Source organism: Pseudomonas sp. UBA2684, from assembly GCA_002354655.1.
In the GTDB taxonomy this organism is placed as follows: Bacteria; Pseudomonadota; Gammaproteobacteria; order Pseudomonadales; family Pseudomonadaceae; genus Aquipseudomonas.
In genome coordinates, this window is sequence record DELY01000012.1 from 46574 (window position 1) to 65407 (window position 18834).

Annotated in this window: 13 protein-coding genes; 12 read left to right on the forward strand and 1 reads right to left on the reverse strand. The window is 59.8% G+C overall.

Features of this window, described 5'->3' with window-relative positions:
- Positions 1-23: 23 nt before the first annotated feature.
- Complete coding sequence (locus B3M58_RS06225; protein WP_296217705.1) at positions 24-1343, reverse strand: TRZ/ATZ family hydrolase; 1320 nt, start codon at positions 1341-1343, stop codon at positions 24-26.
- A 176-nt stretch (positions 1344-1519) separates the two neighbouring features.
- Between B3M58_RS06225 and mtnA the strand changes: the two genes are divergently transcribed.
- The 12 genes from mtnA to B3M58_RS06285 all read left to right on the forward strand — a co-directional run bounded on the left by mtnA (position 1520) and on the right by B3M58_RS06285 (position 18657).
- Positions 1520-2596 carry an S-methyl-5-thioribose-1-phosphate isomerase gene (gene mtnA, locus B3M58_RS06230; RefSeq protein WP_296217706.1) on the forward strand — a complete coding sequence of 359 codons (1077 nt, stop codon included), beginning with the start codon at positions 1520-1522 and terminating at the stop codon, positions 2594-2596.
- Between the two features lie 392 nt (positions 2597-2988).
- Entirely contained in the window at positions 2989-5757 is a 2769-nt protein-coding gene (gene gyrA, locus B3M58_RS06235; protein ID WP_296217707.1) for a DNA gyrase subunit A, read from the forward strand.
- A gap of 169 nt (positions 5758-5926) precedes the next feature.
- A complete protein-coding gene (gene serC, locus B3M58_RS06240; protein WP_296217708.1) occupies positions 5927-7012 on the forward strand; it encodes a 3-phosphoserine/phosphohydroxythreonine transaminase in 1086 nt (361 codons plus the stop codon).
- Positions 7012-8118: a prephenate dehydratase gene (pheA, locus tag B3M58_RS06245; RefSeq protein ID WP_296217709.1), complete on the forward strand. Its 1107-nt coding sequence runs from the start codon at positions 7012-7014 to the stop codon at positions 8116-8118. The genes serC and pheA overlap by 1 nt, the downstream gene beginning before the upstream one ends.
- A gap of 94 nt (positions 8119-8212) precedes the next feature.
- On the forward strand, positions 8213-8590 hold the full coding sequence (locus B3M58_RS06250; protein WP_296217710.1) for an endonuclease domain-containing protein: 378 nt from the start codon (positions 8213-8215) through the stop codon (positions 8588-8590).
- Between the two features lie 456 nt (positions 8591-9046).
- Positions 9047-10156, forward strand: a complete 1110-nt coding sequence (gene hisC, locus B3M58_RS06255; protein WP_296217711.1) for a histidinol-phosphate transaminase — start codon at positions 9047-9049, stop codon at positions 10154-10156.
- 44 nt (positions 10157-10200) lie between these two features.
- Complete coding sequence (locus B3M58_RS06260) at positions 10201-12411, forward strand: bifunctional prephenate dehydrogenase/3-phosphoshikimate 1-carboxyvinyltransferase (RefSeq protein ID WP_296217712.1); 2211 nt, start codon at positions 10201-10203, stop codon at positions 12409-12411.
- Entirely contained in the window at positions 12408-13097 is a 690-nt protein-coding gene (gene cmk / locus B3M58_RS06265; RefSeq protein WP_296217713.1) for a (d)CMP kinase, read from the forward strand. The genes B3M58_RS06260 and cmk overlap by 4 nt, the downstream gene beginning before the upstream one ends.
- Positions 13098-13248: 151 nt before the next feature.
- Positions 13249-14928 carry a 30S ribosomal protein S1 gene (rpsA, locus tag B3M58_RS06270; protein ID WP_296217740.1) on the forward strand — a complete coding sequence of 560 codons (1680 nt, stop codon included), beginning with the start codon at positions 13249-13251 and terminating at the stop codon, positions 14926-14928.
- Positions 14929-15253: 325 nt separating this feature from the next.
- The gene (ihfB, locus tag B3M58_RS06275) at positions 15254-15538 is read left to right on the forward strand and encodes an integration host factor subunit beta (RefSeq protein ID WP_131173513.1); all 285 of its coding nucleotides are present in this window, start codon (positions 15254-15256) and stop codon (positions 15536-15538) included.
- A gap of 216 nt (positions 15539-15754) precedes the next feature.
- The gene (locus tag B3M58_RS06280) at positions 15755-17026 is read left to right on the forward strand and encodes a Wzz/FepE/Etk N-terminal domain-containing protein (protein WP_296217714.1); all 1272 of its coding nucleotides are present in this window, start codon (positions 15755-15757) and stop codon (positions 17024-17026) included.
- Between the two features lie 341 nt (positions 17027-17367).
- Positions 17368-18657 (forward strand): Wzz/FepE/Etk N-terminal domain-containing protein, encoded by a 1290-nt coding sequence (locus B3M58_RS06285; RefSeq protein ID WP_296217715.1) that lies wholly within the window; start codon positions 17368-17370, stop codon positions 18655-18657.
- Positions 18658-18834 lie beyond the last annotated feature (177 nt).

Below are 18834 nucleotides of genomic sequence, written 5' to 3' on the forward strand. Positions count from 1 at the left end.
CAGTGCCTGCGGCTGTTTAGATATTAGCGCTGGGCGATTTTCGCCCCCCAGGCGCGGGCGTTGGCAACGATCCGCTGCTCGTCCAGGCGGGTCAGTGTGCCGGCGTCGAGCAGGTGTTTGCCGCCTACCCAGACATGCTCGACGCAGGAGCGGTTGCTGGCGTAGATCAATTGCGACACCGGATCGTAGACCGGTTGCTGCGCCAGGCCGGATAAATCGAAGGCGACGATGTCGGCGGCTTTGCCCAGCTCCAGCGAGCCGACCTGTACGTCCAGGCCGAGCGCGCGGGCGCCATTGAGGGTTGCCATGCGCAGCGCGCGGTGGGCGTCCAGGGCGGTGGCGGAGCCGGCTACGGCCTTGGCCAGTAGGGCGGCGGTGCGGGTTTCGCCGAGCAGATCCAGGTCGTTGTTGCTCGCCGCGCCGTCGGTGCCGATGGCGACGTTGACCCCGGCCTGCCAGAGCCTTTCCACCGGGCAGAAGCCGCTGGCCAGCTTGAGGTTGGATTCCGGGCAGTGAATCACGCTGGTGTTACTGGCGACCAACAGCGCCAGGTCCTCGTCGTCGATTTGAGTCATGTGCACCGCCTGGAAGCGCGGGCCGAGCAGGCCGAGGCGCGCCAGGCGGGCCAGTGGGCGTTCGCCGCGTTGTTCCAGGCTCTGCTGCACTTCGAAGGCGGTTTCCTGCACATGCATATGAATGCCGGCATCCAGCTCCTCGGCGAGTATGCGGATGTTTTCCAGCTTGTCGTCGCTCACCGTGTAGGGCGCATGCGGGCCGAAGGCGACGGTTAGACGTGGGTGATGCTTGAGGTCGTCGAACAGCGCCAGGCCTTTGCGCAGGGCTTCGTCGGCATCGCGGGCACCGGGGATCGGGAAGTCCAGCACGGGGATGGTGATCTGTGCGCGAATACCGCTCTTGTGCACCCGTTCGCTGGCTATTTCCGGGAAGAAGTACATGTCCGAGAAGCAGGTGATGCCGCCTTTGAGTTGCTCGGCGATGGCTAGCTCGGTGCCGTCCTGAACGAACTGCTCGTTGACCCATTTGGCCTCGGCCGGCCAGATGTGCTGCTCCAGCCAGGTCATCAGCGGCAAATCGTCGGCCAGGCCGCGAAATAATGTCATGGCCGCATGGCCGTGGGCGTTGATCAGGCCGGGCGTGAGTAGGTGGTCGGGCAGCTCGCGGACCTCCAGGGCGGCATGCTTGAGCGCTTCGGCGCGTGGCGCGATCAGGGCAATGCGTCCGTCGCGGATGCCCAGGCCGTGCTCGTGCAGCACCACTCCGGCAGGCTCGACTGGCACCAGCCAGGTGGGCAGCAGCAGGAGGTCGAGTGGGGCTTCGGGCATGGCGGGGCTTCCGGCGGGCTTAAAGGCGCGAGTTTATAGGGGAACGTGGCGCGCTTGAAGCCGAAAACGCCATTGCGGGCGGCGGGCATTTCATTCGGGCTAAGCTTTGCCAGGCTTGATGCCTGCCGCATGTGCGTATAATCCGCGGCTTTTCGTTTCTGGGTGCGAGGTGTGTCATGCGCGAGCAATTGCTAGCGGCAGAGAAGGTAAAGGCCATTGAATGGCGAGATGGCGCTCTGCATCTGCTCGATCAGCGTGTGCTGCCGTTCGAGGAAACCTGGCATGCCTACCATTCGGCGGCGGCTGTAGCCGAGGCCATTCGCGCAATGGTGGTGCGCGGCGCGCCGGCTATCGGTATCAGCGCGGCCTATGGCGTGGTGCTCGGCGTGCGCGTGCGCATGGCTGAAGGCGGCGATTGGCGCGCGGCGCTGGAGGCGGATTTTCAGGTGCTCGCCGACTCGCGACCGACTGCGGTCAATCTGTTCTGGGCGCTCAACCGCATGCGTGAGCGTTTGCAGCGCCTCAAGGTGGATGAAAATCCGATCATGGCGTTGGAGGCGGAGGCCATTGGCATCCATCAGAGTGATCGCGAGGCCAATCTGACCATGGCGCAGCTGGGCGTCGATCTGATTCGCAAGCACCAGGGCAATCTGCAAAACCTGTTAACCCATTGCAATACCGGCGCCCTGGCCACCGGCGGCTTCGGTACGGCGTTGGGGGTCATTCGCGCCGCTTATCTGGACGGTCTGGTCGAGCGTGTTTACGCCGATGAAACCCGCCCTTGGTTGCAGGGCTCGCGCCTGACCGCCTGGGAGCTGGCCAACGAAGGTATTCCGGTGAGCCTGAATGCCGACTCGGCGGCGGCGCACCTGATGAAAACCCGTGGTATCACCTGGGTCATCGTCGGCGCGGACCGCATCACCGCCAATGGCGATGTGGCCAACAAGATCGGCACTTACCAGTTGGCGGTGAATGCCATGCACCACGGCGTGCGTTTCATGGTGGTGGCGCCCAGTTCGACCATCGACATGGCCCTGGAAAGTGGCGACGACATCCCGATCGAAGAGCGCGATGGTCGTGAGTTGCTGGAGCTCAATGGCCAGCGAGTGGCGGCCGGCGTGGAAGCGGTCAACCCGGTGTTCGACGTGACGCCGGCGGACTTGATCGACTTTATCGTCACCGAAAAGGGCGTGGTCGAGCGTCCGGACACGGCGAAAATGACCCAATTGATGTGCCGCAAGCGCTTGCATTGACGCCCTTGCCTACAGCCGAGCGGCTGCTGGTCGGGGATAGGTGCGGGGCAGTGATTGTGGTAAGCTCCGGCAGTTTTCAGGGGCACCGGTTGCGGTCGCCCCAACTGCGCAGATACATGGCATAACTCATTGATTTGTAGTGAGTCGCTGCTGGCCTGTGGCCTGTACGGCTGGTTGCGTAACTCAAGTTCGGATAACTGAGGTTCTGAGGCAAGGCGCAGCGACGAGTCATAGCAAGCTATGGCGAGAAGCGGCAACGCAGTATCGGGCCGCAGGGGCCGAAATTGACTAACTGAACTAGCCACACAGGCCACTCAGGCCGCAACGGCACGCTTCGCTTCATTCAGGACGAATGGCGCGGAGTTTCACCAGAAAAAGGAACCAGGCTACTCATGGGCGAACTGGCCAAAGAAATCCTCCCGGTCAATATTGAAGACGAACTCAAGCAGTCCTACCTCGATTACGCGATGAGCGTGATCGTCGGGCGAGCGCTGCCGGATGCACGTGACGGCTTGAAGCCCGTGCACCGTCGTGTGCTCTTTGCCATGAGTGAGTTGGGTAACGACTGGAACAAGGCATACAAGAAGTCCGCCCGTGTGGTCGGTGACGTGATCGGTAAGTACCACCCGCACGGTGATACTGCGGTGTACGACACCATCGTGCGGATGGCCCAGCCATTCTCCCTGCGTTACCTGCTGGTTGACGGTCAAGGCAACTTCGGCTCGGTGGACGGCGATAACGCGGCCGCCATGCGTTACACCGAAGTGCGCATGACCAAGCTGGCCCACGAGCTGCTGGCCGACCTGCACAAAGAAACCGTGGACTGGGTGCCGAACTACGACGGCACCGAGATGATCCCGGCGGTCATGCCGACCAAGATCCCCAACCTGCTGGTCAACGGTTCCAGTGGTATCGCCGTGGGCATGGCCACCAACATTCCGCCGCACAACCTCACCGAAGTGATCAATGGCTGCCTGGCGTTGATCGACAACGCCGAGCTGACGGTCGATGAGCTGATGCAGTACATCCCCGGCCCGGATTTCCCGACAGCGGCGATCATCAACGGTCACGCCGGCATCATCGAGGCGTATCGCACCGGTCGTGGGCGCATCCACATGCGTGCCCGGGCAATCATCGAAGACATCGACAAGGTTGGCGGTCGTCAGCAGATCATCGTCAGCGAGCTGCCGTATCAGCTGAACAAGGCGCGCCTGATCGAGAAGATCGCCGAGCTGGTTAAAGAGAAGAAACTCGAAGGCATCACCGAGCTGCGCGACGAGTCCGACAAGGATGGCATGCGTATCGTCATCGAGCTGCGGCGTGGTGAAGTGCCGGAAGTGGTGCTCAATAACCTCTACGCGCAGACCCAGATGCAGAGCGTGTTCGGCATCAACGTGGTGGCGCTGATCGACGGCCAGCCGAAAGTCCTGAATCTCAAGGACATGCTCGAAGCCTTTATCCTGCACCGCCGCGAAGTGGTCACCCGGCGCACCGTGTTCGAACTGCGCAAGGCCCGCGAGCGTGGTCATATCCTTGAAGGCCAGGCGGTTGCGCTGTCCAACATCGATCCGGTGATCGCCCTGATCAAGGCCTCGCCGACGCCGGCCGAAGCCAAGGAAGCGCTGATCTCCACGCCGTGGGAATCGAGCGCCGTGGAAGCGATGGTCGAGCGTGCCGGCGCCGACGCCTGCCGCCCGGAAGACTTGCCGCCGCAGTACGGTCTGCGCGATGGCAAGTACTACCTGTCGCCGGAGCAGGCGCAAGCCATCCTCGAGCTGCGCCTGCACCGGTTGACCGGTCTGGAGCACGAGAAGCTGCTGGCCGAGTACAAGGAAATCCTTACCCAGATCGGCGAGCTGATCCATATTCTGACCAGCGCCGTGCGTCTGATGGAGGTCATCCGCGAAGAGCTGGAAGGCGTCAAGGCCGAGTTCGGCGATGCTCGCCGCACCGAGATTCTCGATACCCGCCTGGACCTGACCCTGGCCGACCTGATTACCGAGGAGGAGCGCGTCGTCACCATCTCCCACGGTGGTTATGCCAAATCGCAGCCGTTGCACGCCTACCAGGCGCAGCGTCGCGGCGGCAAGGGCAAATCGGCCACCGGGGTCAAGGATGAGGACTACATCGAGCACCTGCTGGTCGCCAACAGCCACGCCACGCTGCTGCTGTTCTCCAGCAAGGGCAAGGTGTACTGGCTGAAGACCTACGAAATTCCGGAAGCCTCGCGCGCGGCCCGCGGTCGTCCGCTGGTCAACCTGCTGCCGCTGGATGAAGGCGAGCGTATCACCGCCATGCTGCAGATCGATCTGGAAGCCTTGCGTCAGCAAGCGCCGGAAGGCGACGAGCAGGACGATATCGAAGGCGTGGTGGTTGAGTCTGAAGAAATCGAAGACCTGGCCGAAGGCGATGGCGCCGACGACGAGACCCCGGATGAGCCGACCGGTGCCTACATCTTTATGACCACGGCCAAAGGTACGGTGAAGAAAACTCCGTTGGTGCAGTTCAGTCGGCCGCGCAGCTCCGGTCTGATTGCCCTGAAGCTGGACGAGGACGACACCCTGATCGCTGCGGCCGTGACTGACGGTGCGCGCGAAGTGATGATGTTCTCCGATGGCGGCAAGGTCATCCGCTTCAAGGAAAGCAAGGTCCGCACCATGGGCCGTACCGCCCGCGGCGTGCGCGGCATGCGCCTGCTGGAAGGTCAGCGGATCATTTCCATGCTGATTCCTGAGTCCGATGCGCAGATTCTCACCGCCTCCGAGCGCGGTTATGGCAAACGCACCGCCATGGCCGAGTTCCCGCGTCGCGGCCGTGGTGGTCAGGGCGTGATTGCCATGGTCAGCAATGAGCGTAACGGCAAGCTGGTTGGCGCGGTGCAGGTGCTCGAAGGTGAGGAGATCATGTTGATTTCCGACCAGGGCACCTTGGTTCGCACCCGCGTCGGCGAAGTCTCCAGCCTGGGGCGTAATACCCAGGGCGTGACCCTGATCAAGCTGGCCAAGGATGAAACCCTGGTGGGCCTGGAGCGGGTGCAGGAGCCGTCTGCCGAAGACGACGAAGAGTTGCTGGAAGGCGAAGAGGGTGTCGAGGTCGCAGTCGAGGATGCAGGCGATGCGCCCGAGGCCGCAGTCGACGGTAGCCCGATCAGCGAAGAGTGATCTGTCGGGGCGAGTGCGCTCGCTCCTGACGGCGTAGGATTTGGCGGCTGTTCGTAGGGTGGACATGCCGAAGGCTTGTCCACCAGCGGTGGATCACCAAGGCGCAAGTGAAGGGATTATGGGGCTTGGTTATCAGGGCCTGTAGGCATTGATTTTGAGAGAGACAGACGTGAGCAAGCGAGCCTTTAACTTCTGCGCCGGCCCAGCCGCGCTTCCTGAAGCTGTTCTGCAACGCGCCCAGGCGGAGCTCCTCGATTGGCAGGGTAAAGGCCTGTCGGTGATGGAGATGAGCCACCGCAGCGACGAGTACATGGCTATCGCCGCCAAGGCCGAGCAGGATCTGCGTGATTTGCTCAGCATCCCTTCCGACTACAAGGTGCTGTTCCTGCAAGGTGGCGCCAGCCAGCAGTTTGCCGAGATCCCGCTGAACCTGCTGCCCGAAGATGGCGTGGCCGATTACATCGACACCGGTATCTGGTCGAAGAAAAGCATTGAAGAGGCGCGTCGCTACGGCAACATCAACGTCGCCGCCAGCGCCAAGCCCTACGACTACTTCGCCATTCCGGGGCAGAACGAGTGGCAGTTGTCGAAAGACGCCGCTTACCTGCACTACGCTAGCAACGAAACTATCGGCGGCCTGCAATTCGACTGGACCCCCGAGGTCGGTGATGTGCCGCTGGTCGTGGATATGTCTTCCGACATTCTTTCGCGCCCGATCGATGTGTCGAAGTTCGGCCTGATCTACGCCGGTGCGCAGAAGAACATCGGCCCCAGCGGCCTGGTGGTGACCATCGTCCGTGAAGACCTGCTCGGCCGCGCCCGCAGCGTCTGCCCGACCATGCTCAACTACAAGATCGCGGCCGACAACGGTTCGATGTACAACACCCCAGCGACTTTCTCATGGTACCTCTCGGGCCTGGTGTTCGAGTGGCTGAAAGAGCAGGGCGGCATCGCGGCGATGGAGCAGCGCAACCGCGCGAAGAAAGAGCTGCTGTATGGGGCTATCGACAAGAGCGAGCTGTACAGCAACCCGATCGCGATTAATGCGCGCTCCTGGATGAACGTGCCGTTCCGTCTGGCCGACGAGAAACTGGACAAGCCGTTCCTTGCCGGTGCCGACGCCCGCGGCCTGCTCAACCTCAAGGGCCACCGTTCGGTCGGCGGCATGCGCGCCTCGATCTATAACGCTGTGGGTCTGGACGCCGTTGAGGCGCTGGTGGCCTATATGGCCGAGTTCGAGAAGGAGCACGGCTGATGGCGGATGTAATCTCCGAGCAAGAACTGCAAGCCCTGCGTGTGCGTATCGACAGCCTCGACGAGAAAATCCTCGAGCTGATCAGCGACCGCGCGCGCTGCGCCGAAGAAGTCGCCAGGGTCAAGATGAAGGCTTTGCCGGCAGGCGAGAAACCGGTGTTCTACCGCCCCGAGCGTGAGGCTCAGGTGCTCAAGCGTGTCATGGAGCGCAACCAGGGGCCGCTGGGTAACGAGGAGATGGCGCGGCTGTTCCGTGAAATCATGTCGTCCTGCCTGGCCCTGGAAAATCCGCTCAAGGTCGCCTATCTCGGCCCTGAGGGAACCTTTACCCAGGCCGCGGCGATGAAGCATTTCGGCCACGCGGTGATCAGCCAGCCGATGGCGGCGATCGACGAAGTATTCCGTGAAGTCGCCGCCGGCGCGGTGAATTTCGGCGTGGTGCCGGTGGAGAACTCCACCGAGGGTGCTGTCAACCACACCCTGGATAGCTTCCTCGAACACGACATGGTGATCTGCGGCGAGGTCGAGCTGCGCATCCACCATCACCTGCTGGTCGGTGAAACCACCAAGACCGACAAAATCACCCGCATCTATTCCCACGCCCAGTCGCTGGCGCAGTGTCGCAAGTGGCTGGACGCCCACTACCCGAATGTCGAGCGGGTAGCGGTGTCGAGCAACGCCGATGCGGCCAAGCGGGTGAAAAGCGAGTGGAACAGTGCGGCAATTGCCGGCGACATGGCGGCTGGCCTGTATGGCCTGACCAAGCTGGCGGAAAAAATCGAAGACCGCCCGGACAATTCCACGCGCTTCCTGATCATCGGTAGCCAGGAAGTGCCGCCAACCGGCGACGACAAGACCTCGGTCATCGTTTCCATGCGCAACAAGCCGGGCGCGCTGCATGAGCTGCTGGTGCCGTTCCACAACAACGGCATCGACCTGACCCGCATCGAAACCCGCCCGTCGCGCAGCGGCAAGTGGACCTACGTGTTCTTTATCGACTTCGTTGGCCACCACCGCGACCCGCTGATCAAGGATGTGCTGGAGAAGATCAATCAGGAAGCTGTGGCGCTCAAGGTGCTAGGTTCCTATCCGAAGGCGGTTCTCTAACAACTGTTTTCTCTAACTCCTGGCCAAGCGCTTCTAGCGCCTTTCCCTTAGGGGGTGAGGGCAGCGTAAGTAGCCTGTATCAAGGAGGGCAAGGATGCCGTCTCGACATACGCCACTGCCGCCGTGGCACAAACAGCGGGCCCGTGAGTTGCGTGGCGAGGCAACGGATGCCGAGGCGTGCCTTTGGTATTACCTGCGTGCAGGGCGATTGGCGGGCATAAAATTTCGCAGGCAGCACCCTATGCCACCTTATATTGTTGATTTCTATAGTGATGCGGCAAGGTTGGTGATTGAGCTGGACGGCTCGCAGCATTGTGAAGAAGCCGACGCTCAGCGGACATTGAGCCTTGAGGCGCAAGGGGTTATGGTGCTGCGCTTTTGGAATGATCAGGTACTCAGGCAAGCGGTGCCTGTGCTGGAGGAGATTTATCGGGTGGCGCATGAGCGTGTGGCGCTTTTTCGGGGTGATTAGTGGCCTGCGCGTCCCTCACCCCCGGCCCCTCTCCCGGAGGGAGAGGGGAGGCAAGCACTGCGATGCTCAACTTGCATTTCGTCAGCCAATTTTTAACTGATTTAGCGCGACCCGAAAACACCGCTATCCAGCTCCCCCTCTAGGGAGTGCCAGGGATTGCAGTGGCTAAAGTAGGTTTTAGTGGCTATGCAGCTCGTTTGTCTCCTCTTTCTGAAGAGCGCCAGGGGTTGCAGTGGCTGAAGTAGGTTTCAATGGTTATGCAGCTCACTTGCTTCCTCTCTCTGGAGAGTATCGGGGGTTGAAGTGGGTTTCAGCGGTTATGCCGTCCCGCTTGTCTCCCCTCTCCCTAGGGAGAGGGGCCGGGGGTGAGGGCCGGGCGCGACACAGAACTCGCATCGAGTGGCTCCTGGCGTGCGACTCAGGGCAAAAGAATTGGCAGGATCGAAGAGGTAAACAATGAGTTGCGATTTCCTGAGCCTGGCTCAGCCGGGCGTGCAAAAATTATCGCCCTATGTGCCGGGTAAGCCCGTGGATGAGCTGGCGCGTGAGCTGGACCTCGATCCGGCGTCCATCGTCAAACTGGCCAGCAACGAGAACCCGCTGGGCCCGAGCCCGAAAGCGCTGGAAGCGATCCGCGCCGAGCTGGCGGAGCTCACGCGTTACCCGGACGGCAATGGTTTCGAGCTGAAAAGCCGTCTGGCTGAGCGCTACAGCGTGCAGGCCGATCAGGTCACCCTGGGCAATGGTTCCAACGACATCCTCGAGTTGGTGGCCCGTGCCTACCTGGCGCCTGGCCTGAATGCGGTGTTCAGTGCACATGCCTTCGCCGTCTACCCGATTGCCACCCAGGCGGTGGGCGCCCAGGGCAAGGTTGTGCCGGCGCAAGACTATGGCCACGACCTGGAAGCCATGCTGGCCGCCATCGACGGCAACACCCGCGTGGTGTTCATCGCCAACCCGAATAACCCGACCGGCACCTGGTTCGGCCCGCAGGCGCTGAGCGATTTCCTCGCGCGCGTGCCGCAGAATGTACTGGTGGTGCTGGATGAGGCGTACATCGAATACGCCGAAGGCAGCGAGTTGCCGGACGGCCTCGATTACCTGGCGCAACATGCCAACCTGCTGGTGTCGCGCACGTTCTCCAAGGCCTATGGTCTGGCGGCGCTACGCGTTGGTTATGCGATCAGTTCGGCGCAGATCGCCGATGTGCTCAACCGCGTGCGCCAGCCGTTCAACGTCAACAGCCTGGCCCTGGCCGCTGCCTGTGCCGCGCTGGAGGACATCGATTACCTGGCGCGCAGTCGTCAGGTCAATGATGCCGGCATGGCGCAGCTGGAAGCCGGTTGCCGTGCCCTGGGCTTGCGCTGGATTCCCTCCAAAGGCAACTTCCTCTGCATCGATTTTGCCCGTGACACCACGGCGATCAACCAGGCCTTGCTGCGTGCCGGAGTGATCGTGCGTCCGGTGGCCGGCTATGGCATGCCCGACTACCTGCGTGTGTCCATTGGCTTGCCAGAAGAAAATGCCCGGTTCCTGGCGGTACTGGCCCAGGTGCTGAGCGCGTGAGTGCAGGCAAGCAAGCTGTCACCAAGGTGCAACCCGGGCAGCCTATGATCGGCCGCCTTGTGGTGATCGGTCTCGGCCTGATCGGTGGCTCCTTTGCCAAGGGTCTGCGCGAGCGCGGTCTGTGCCGCGAAGTGGTGGGGGTCGATCTCGATCCCGAGTCGCGGCGCATGGCGGTCGAGCTGGGAGTGGTGGATCGCTGCGAAGAGCAGTTGGCCGCCGCCTGTCAGGGCGCCGAGGTGATTCAGCTGGCGGTGCCTATCCTGGCCATGGAGAAACTGCTCGTTGAGCTGGCCAAACTGGACCTGGGTGACGCCGTGCTGACTGATGTCGGCAGTGCCAAGGGCAACGTAGTACGCGCCGCGCGCCTGGCCTTCGGGGGTATGCCGGCGCGCTTCGTGCCTGGGCACCCGATTGCCGGCTCCGAGCAGAGTGGTGTCGAGGCGGCCAATGGCGAATTGTTCCGTCGGCATAAAGTGATCCTGACGCCGCTTGAGCAGTCCGACCCGCATGCCGTGGCGTTGGTCGACCGCTTGTGGTGCGAACTGGGTGCGGATGTCGAGCACATGCAGGTCGAACACCATGATCAGGTGCTCGCCGCGACCAGCCACTTGCCGCATCTATTGGCATTTGGTCTGGTCGATTCGCTGGCCAAACGCAGCGAAAATCTGGAGATATTCCGTTATGCCGCCGGCGGTTTTCGCGATTTTACGCGGATTGCCGGCAGCGATCCGGTGATGTGGCACGATATCTTCCTCGCCAATCGCGAGGCCGTGCTACGCACCCTGGACGTATTTCGCGACGACCTCGACGCCTTGCGCGACGCGGTCGACGCAGGGGATGGGCATCAACTGCTGGGCGTGTTTACCCGCGCCCGCGTGGCCCGCGAGCATTTCAGCAAAATTCTGGCCCGACGGGCCTATGTGGACGCTATGCACTCGAACGATGATCTGGTTTTTCTGGCTAATCCTGGTGGCAAACTCTCCGGGCGAATTCGCGTACCTGGCGATAAATCCATCTCACACCGCTCGATCATGCTCGGCTCGCTGGCCGAAGGCACTACGGAGGTCGAGGGCTTCCTCGAGGGTGAAGATGCCCTGGCGACGCTCCAGGCGTTCCGCGACATGGGCGTGGTCATCGAAGGTCCGCACCACGGCCGCGTGACCATCCACGGCGTTGGCCTGCATGGCCTGCAAGCACCACCCGGACCGATCTATTTGGGCAACTCGGGCACCTCGATGCGCTTGCTGTCAGGGTTGTTGGCGGGGCAGCCGTTCGACGCCACATTGACCGGCGATGCTTCGCTGTCGAAGCGGCCGATGAATCGAGTGGCCAAGCCTTTGCGCGAAATGGGTGCGGTGATCGAGACCGGCCCGGAAGGCCGTCCGCCGTTGACCATTCGGGGTGGGCAGCGCCTGAGCGGCATGCGTTATGACATGCCGATGGCCAGTGCCCAGGTTAAATCCTGCCTGCTGCTGGCTGGCCTGTACGCCTCCGGTGAAACCTCGGTGACCGAGCCGGCACCAACCCGTGACCACACTGAGCGCATGTTGCGTGGCTTCGGCTACCCGGTAGCGGTCGATGGCAGCACGGCGCGCGTCGAGTCGGGCCACAAACTGAGCGCAACGCATATTGAAGTTCCGGCGGATATCTCCTCGGCAGCCTTCTTCCTGGTCGCCGGCAGCATTGCCGAAGACTCCGAGTTGCTGCTGGAGCACGTCGGTATCAACCCGACCCGCACCGGCGTGATCGATATTCTCAAACTGATGGGCGGCGATATCACCCTGGAAAACCAGCGCATCGTGGGCGGTGAGCCGGTAGCGGACATTCGTGTACGTTCGGCCCAGCTCAAAGGCATCGATATCCCGGAAGACCTGGTGCCGCTGGCTATCGACGAGTTTCCGGTGCTGTTCGTCGCCGCCTCCTGCGCGCAAGGCCGTACCGTGCTGCGTGGCGCCGAAGAGCTACGCGTGAAAGAGTCCGACCGCATTCAGGTGATGGCCGACGGCCTGCTGGCGTTGGGCGTCAAGGTTGAGCCGACGCCGGATGGCATCATCATCGACGGCGGTGCCATCGGCGGTGGCGAAGTGCACAGCCATGGTGATCACCGTATCGCCATGTCCTTCAGTGTGGCCTCGCTGCGCGCCACCGCGCCGATTCGTATTCACGACTGCGCCAACGTCGCGACCTCCTTCCCGAACTTCCTCGCCCTGGCCGCGCAGGTTGGTATCCGGGTGAGCGAGGAGGGCAAGTCATGAGCGCTCTTGCTCCGGTGATCACCATTGATGGGCCGAGCGGTTCGGGCAAAGGCACGGTGGCCGGGTTACTGGCGAAGAAGCTCGGCTGGAGCCTGCTCGATTCGGGCGCCTTGTACCGCTTGCTGGCGTTCGCGGCGCGTAACCATGGGGTTGACCTGACCAACGAAGAAGCCATGAAGGTGCTCGCTGCGCACTTAGATGTGCAGTTCGTCGTCGGCGTTGACGGCCAGGGGCAGCGTATTATTCTGGAAGGTGAGGAAGTGACCGATGCTATCCGCAACGAGCGGGTCGGCGCCGGTGCTTCATTGGTGGCGGCGTTGCCCGCCGTGCGCGAAGCGCTGTTGCAGCGTCAGCGGGCGTTTCAGGAAATGCCCGGGTTGGTGGCCGACGGCCGCGATATGGGCACCGTAGTTTTCCCGGATGCGCCTCTGAAGGTATTTCTGACCGCCAGCGCCGAGGAGCGCGCCCGGCGGCGTTACTTGCAGTTGAAGGCAAAGGGCGATGATGTTAATCTCGCGAGTCTTCTCGACGAGATTCGCGAGCGCGATGAGCGCGATACCCAGCGTGCAGTGGCCCCACTCAAACCGGCGGCCGATGCGATTCAGCTGGATTCCACCGAGCTCTCGATCGATCAAGTGCTGGAACGAATTCTGAGTGAGGTCGCCAATCGCGATCTCGCCGGATGACAAGAGCTACAGCTGCTTAAGCTGACCAGCTCGCAAGGAGGCATTCGGGAGACCAGTCCTAGTCCCGGAGGCCTCTTTTTATATGAACGTACCCACATTGTCTGGAATGTGGTTTGGGCAGATTCCCTGCCCTGAATCAACAGGAATCAACATGAGCGAAAGCTTTGCAGAACTTTTTGAAGAAAGCCTAAAAACCCTCGACATGCAGCCGGGCGCCATCATCACCGGTATCGTGGTCGACATCGACGGTGACTGGGTTACCGTTCATGCCGGTCTGAAGTCCGAGGGCGTCATCCCGCTCGAGCAGTTCTATAACGATGCTGGCGAGCTGACCATCAAGGTCGGTGACGAAGTCCACGTTGCGCTGGACGCGGTTGAAGATGGCTTTGGTGAAACCAAGCTGTCCCGCGAAAAAGCCAAGCGCGCTGAGTGCTGGATCGTTCTGGAAGCAGCTTTCGCCGCTGAGGAAGTGGTCAAGGGCGTTATCAACGGTAAGGTTAAAGGCGGCTTCACAGTCGACGTTAACGGCATCCGTGCGTTCCTGCCAGGTTCCTTGGTCGATGTCCGTCCGGTGCGTGATACCACCCACCTGGAAGGCAAAGAGCTCGAGTTCAAGGTCATCAAGCTGGACCAGAAGCGCAACAACGTTGTCGTTTCCCGTCGTAGCGTCCTGGAAGCCGAGAACAGCGCTGAGCGCGAAGCTCTGCTGGAATCCTTGCAGGAAGGCCAACAAGTCAAAGGTATCGTCAAGAACCTCACCGACTACGGCGCATTCGTGGATCTGGGCGGCGTCGATGGCCTGCTGCACATCACCGACATGGCCTGGAAGCGTATCAAGCACCCGTCCGAGATCGTCAACGTTGGCGACGAGATCGATGTCAAGGTTCTGAAGTACGATCGCGAGCGTAACCGCGTATCCCTGGGCCTGAAGCAACTGGGCGAAGACCCATGGGTTGCTATCAAGGCGCGTTACCCGGAAAGCACCCGCGTTGTCGCGCGTGTAACCAACCTGACCGACTACGGCTGCTTCGCAGAGCTGGAAGAGGGCGTGGAAGGCCTGGTGCACGTATCCGAAATGGATTGGACCAACAAGAACATCCACCCGTCGAAAGTCGTTCAGGTTGGCGACGAAGTGGAAGTCATGGTTCTGGATATCGATGAAGAGCGTCGTCGTATCTCCCTGGGTATCAAGCAGTGCAAAACTAACCCGTGGGAAGATTTCTCGGGTCAGTTCAACAAGGGCGACAAGATCTCCGGCACCATCAAGTCGATCACCGATTTCGGTATCTTCATTGGTCTGGATGGCGGCATCGACGGCCTCGTTCATCTGTCCGACATCTCCTGGAACGAAGTAGGCGAAGAAGCTGTACGCCGCTTCAAGAAGGGCGACGAGCTGGAAACTGTGATCCTTTCCGTTGATCCGGAGCGTGAGCGCATTTCCCTGGGTATCAAGCAACTGGAAGAAGACCCGTTCTCCGACTACGTTGCTGTTAACGATAAAGGCACCATCGTGCGCGGTATCGTTAAAGAAGTTGACGCCAAAGGCGCCATCATCACCCTGGCCGATGGCATCGAAGCGACCCTGAAAGCCTCCGAAATCAGCCGTGACCGCGTTGAAGACGCGCGCAACGTGTTGAAAGAAGGCGAAGAAGTAGAAGCCAAGATCATCAGCGTTGACCGTAAGAGCCGCGTAATCAGCTTGTCGGTCAAGTCGAAAGACGTTGAAGACGAGAAAGAAGCCATCAAAGAAATGCGTAAGCAGGAAGTTGAAACTTCCGGTCCGACCACCATTGGTGATCTGATTCGTGCGCAAATGGAAAACCAGAACTAAGTTCGGGTAATCCAGAAAAGGGGCGACTTCGGTCGCCCTTTTTTGTGCCCGCAATTTGCTGCCGTTCCACGTTGTGGGGGCTCCGCCTGTAGAGCCGCTGCGTGGCCCGGCTGCAATCCTCCCTGTAGGAGGGGCTTCAGCTGCGAGCTCAAACATTCCCTAATCCAGACAACGGCTTACGCATGCGAGGGCGATCCCTTCTAGGTAATCCGCCGGTTGCTGCACAATTTCCTAACGCCTTGTTTTTTAGACTGTTCAAAAGCTGATCAGCATGCTAAAACCGTTCTATCGAGTGATCTAGCCACTTGAAAAAGAAGGGAAAACCATGACTAAGTCGGAGTTGATCGAGCGGATTGTCACCCATCAGGGGCAGCTCTCGAACAAAGATGTCGAGCTGGCAATCAAGACCATGCTGGAACAAATGTCCCAGGCATTGGCCACTGGCGACCGCATCGAGATCCGCGGCTTCGGCAGCTTCTCCCTGCACTACCGCGCACCGCGCGTAGGACGCAACCCGAAAACCGGCCAGTCGGTACGTCTGGACGGCAAATTCGTCCCGCACTTCAAGCCGGGAAAAGAGTTGCGTGATCGAGTGAACGAAGACGAGTAATCCCGAATAAGACGTTTCTTACCCTGTTTCTCACAGGAAATGTCTGCACGGCTAGTGGGCCCGGGAACAAATTATCAAGATTGCAGTCTTTTTCTCCCTAGGCATTCGGATACGGCCTGCTGTCAGCCCCTCATAGGTTGTGAGCCCCCACAAGGAGCAGCGTGGAAAGTAATCGCACAACGCGATAGTCATTTCTAAACGGATCTCTGCCGACGCATGCCTGAACAATCGCCCAAAACCTCCTACAGTACCGATGAAATCGACCTCGTCGAATTGCTTCGGTCGCTTTTCAAACAGAAATTCCTGATTTTATTTATTACTTGCCTGATTACATTGGCAGCGGCTGCTTATGCTTTTTTGGCGACGCCGTATTACCAGGTGCAGAGTGTGCTGAGGCCTGTGGATCGGGGTAGTTTGGATGAGTTGAATGGTACCGGTGTCTACGAGCTGACGCCGAGCGAGGCGCTGCTGCGTGTGGCTTCCAGCCTTTCATCCTATGAGCGCCGCCTGGCATTTTTTCGCGATAACCAAGCACTTTTTACCAGTCTGGTTGAGTCAGATCGTCCATTAGAGCAAGTGTTTGAGGCGTTCAACGGCTCGGCATTTACCATGTTGCAGGCCGACCCCAAAAAGCCTAATAACCTGAGCGAGTTTGTCGGTATATCGTTGACGTACCCTGAAGGGGTGAATGGGGTTGAGGTCGTCAATGGGCTAGTAGCCAATGTGCTTGAAGTCGAGCGTGAGCGAGTTGCCTCGGACTTAAAGGTGCTGATATCTAATCGGCTATTTAGCCTGGAAAAGAAAATTGAGGCCGCGCGCGCTAGCTACGATGCAAGCAAGCAGGCAGAAATAGCCAACTTGCTTGAGCAAGATGCCTTGAAAAAAGCTCAGTTGAAAGACGAGCTGCTTGCCTTACGTGCTGAGTTGAAAACTCACCGCGAGAGCCGAGTCAAGCTGCTTGATGAGGCTGCCCGCATAGCCGAGTCATTAGGCATCCAAAAGCCCACCACCCCTTCGGCGATGGGCGATGTGCAGGGCAGCGGCCAGGTGGTGCGTACGGAAGTCAATAGCCGAGAAATCCCGCTCTACTTTATGGGCACAGAGGCCTTGCGAGCAGAGAGGCAGGCGCTAAACGAGCGCCTATCGGACGACTTCAGTGAGCCGCGGATTGCCGAGATCGAAAAAGAGCTGACGCTCCTGAGCCACAATCGGCAAGTTGAAATTCTTGGCCAGCGTCAGAATGAGGACTTGTATCTCAAGAACCTGGCGGAGTGGCGTCAGGAGGCGGCTCAGCTCAAAGGCATCGCATTCGATACCTCTGCTTTAAAGCTGGTTCGCATCGATCAAGTGGCGCTTGAGCCGCGCTCGGCAGTCAAACCCAAGAAGGTGTTGATCATCGTTTTGGGCGTAGTTGCAGGCTTGATGATTGGTGTGTTTGCCGCCTTGTTGCGCAATATTTTCCGCTCTAGAGACGTTGCGTCTGCTTGAGCGGTGTGTATGGCTGTTCGCAAACACCGCGCTTGTAGGGATACGAGGCGAATAGTGGCACTTACCTTTTAATTGAGAGGTTGATCACGATTTTATTGTCTGGAAAACGACGCAGATGCGATGTGTGTCACGGCGCTTTTTCCAGCAAACTGACCACAAGTCGCTGTCAAGACTTGTAATGTCACTCGCAGCTGGCACAATGCTGCGAAACCTCCTACAGGCTTCTGCGAAGAGGCCTTTGCTTCTTAGCTTTTGATAGGGCTGAGAAGTAGGCGCCGCCCTGAGCGCGGCTCTACCCTGTAACGTGCCAGTGACACACCTTTATAAGACGGACCTTAGTCGTGAATGCGATCTCTCCTGCTGCTCATCAAACCCCTAGCGATGAAATCGACTTGGTGGCGTTAGTTCATGCGCTCTGGGCGCAAAAAATACTCATTGCTCTTGTAACGCTACTGGTTGGTGCGGTGGCGGCTGCTTATGCTTTTCAGGTGACCCCCGAGTATCAGGTGCAAAGCATGTTGCGCCCTGCGGCAGTCAAGGACCTCGATGCATTGAATCGCACCGAGGTGTACGAGCTGGCGCCTGAGGAAGCCATCCGCAGGGTGGGGGCAGCGCTGGAGTCTTATGACCGTCGCCTGGAGTTCTTTCGGGCCAACCAAGGGCTGTTCGAAGCCTTGCGGGAGCCTGGCCGGAGTCTTGAGCAAACGTTCGAAAGCTTTAACCAGCAAGCATTCAAAATGCTCCAGCCCGACCCGAAGAAAACTGCGGGCCTGAGTAACTATGTGGGCATTCAATTGACCTACCCGAAGGGCGTCGATGGCGTCGCTCTAGTCAACGGATTGGTTGGATTTGCGTTAGCGTCCGAGCGCGAGCGCATTGCGGCCGATTTGCAGACCATCATCCAGAATCGCTTGAATCAACTGGATTCGAAAATTGCAGCGGCCCGGGCCAGCTATGACGTCAGCAAGGAGGCCAGAATCGCCAAATTGCTTGAAGCCGATAGCCTCACGCGTGCCCAGTTGCAGGATGAGTTGAAGGCTTTACGTCAGCAGCTAAAAACGCGCCGCGATAACCGCATTACACAGCTGGATGAAGCGATTCGCATTGCTAAATCCCTGGGTATCGACAAGCCCACCACACCATCTGCATTGGGTGAGGGGGAGCGCGTCGCTCAAGGCAGCGTTATTCGCACTGAGGTCAACAACCAGCAGATACCGCTGTATTTCATGGGCAGTGAGGCTTTGGAGGCGGAGCGTAATGCACTGCTGCAACGCCGTTCCGATGATTTCACCGAGCCACGTATCGCGCAGATCGCCAAAGAGCTGCTGTTGCTCGAAAATAATCGGCAGGTTGAAGTGCTGAGCCAGCGTGAAAATGAAGACTTGTTTCTCAAGGACCTGGCCATCTGGCGTGAGGACGCGGCTCGCTTGCGCAACCTCCAGCTCGACGTGCTCGATCTCAAACTGGCGTCTATCGATCAGGCTGCTATCGAGCCCTTGCGTCCCGTCAAACCCCGGAAAGTGCTGATTCTGGCTTTGGGCCTGATGCTCGGCGGGATGTTGGGTGTATTTGTTGCCATGTTGCGCAGTTTTCTACGCCCCAAGTCTCACCCACTCAACTCGGCTGTTTAAACTTGGCACTTCTGTTCATGAGTAATTAAGGGCGGCATGCGTTTACACGCAATGGATTGCGCCTGGCAGCACTGCATATGTCGGCCATCGTTAACAGGCCATTGAAAAATGTAGGCGAGGCAGCCGAGACAAGGCAAAAACGGCCGAAAAAGCGCAGTTTACGTGGTGTAAATGAGC

Coding starts and splice junctions, on each gene's coding strand:
- B3M58_RS06225 (WP_296217705.1), bottom strand. CDS start 1,343: ATGCCCGAAGCCCCACTCGACCTCCTGCTGCTGCCCACCTGGCTGGTG.
- mtnA (WP_296217706.1), top strand. CDS start 1,520: ATGCGCGAGCAATTGCTAGCGGCAGAGAAGGTAAAGGCCATTGAATGG.
- gyrA (WP_296217707.1), top strand. CDS start 2,989: ATGGGCGAACTGGCCAAAGAAATCCTCCCGGTCAATATTGAAGACGAA.
- pheA (WP_296217709.1), top strand. CDS start 7,012: ATGGCGGATGTAATCTCCGAGCAAGAACTGCAAGCCCTGCGTGTGCGT.
- B3M58_RS06250 (WP_296217710.1), top strand. CDS start 8,213: ATGCCGTCTCGACATACGCCACTGCCGCCGTGGCACAAACAGCGGGCC.
- hisC (WP_296217711.1), top strand. CDS start 9,047: ATGAGTTGCGATTTCCTGAGCCTGGCTCAGCCGGGCGTGCAAAAATTA.
- B3M58_RS06260 (WP_296217712.1), top strand. CDS start 10,201: ATGATCGGCCGCCTTGTGGTGATCGGTCTCGGCCTGATCGGTGGCTCC.
- cmk (WP_296217713.1), top strand. CDS start 12,408: ATGAGCGCTCTTGCTCCGGTGATCACCATTGATGGGCCGAGCGGTTCG.
- rpsA (WP_296217740.1), top strand. CDS start 13,249: ATGAGCGAAAGCTTTGCAGAACTTTTTGAAGAAAGCCTAAAAACCCTC.
- ihfB (WP_131173513.1), top strand. CDS start 15,254: ATGACTAAGTCGGAGTTGATCGAGCGGATTGTCACCCATCAGGGGCAG.
- B3M58_RS06280 (WP_296217714.1), top strand. CDS start 15,755: ATGCCTGAACAATCGCCCAAAACCTCCTACAGTACCGATGAAATCGAC.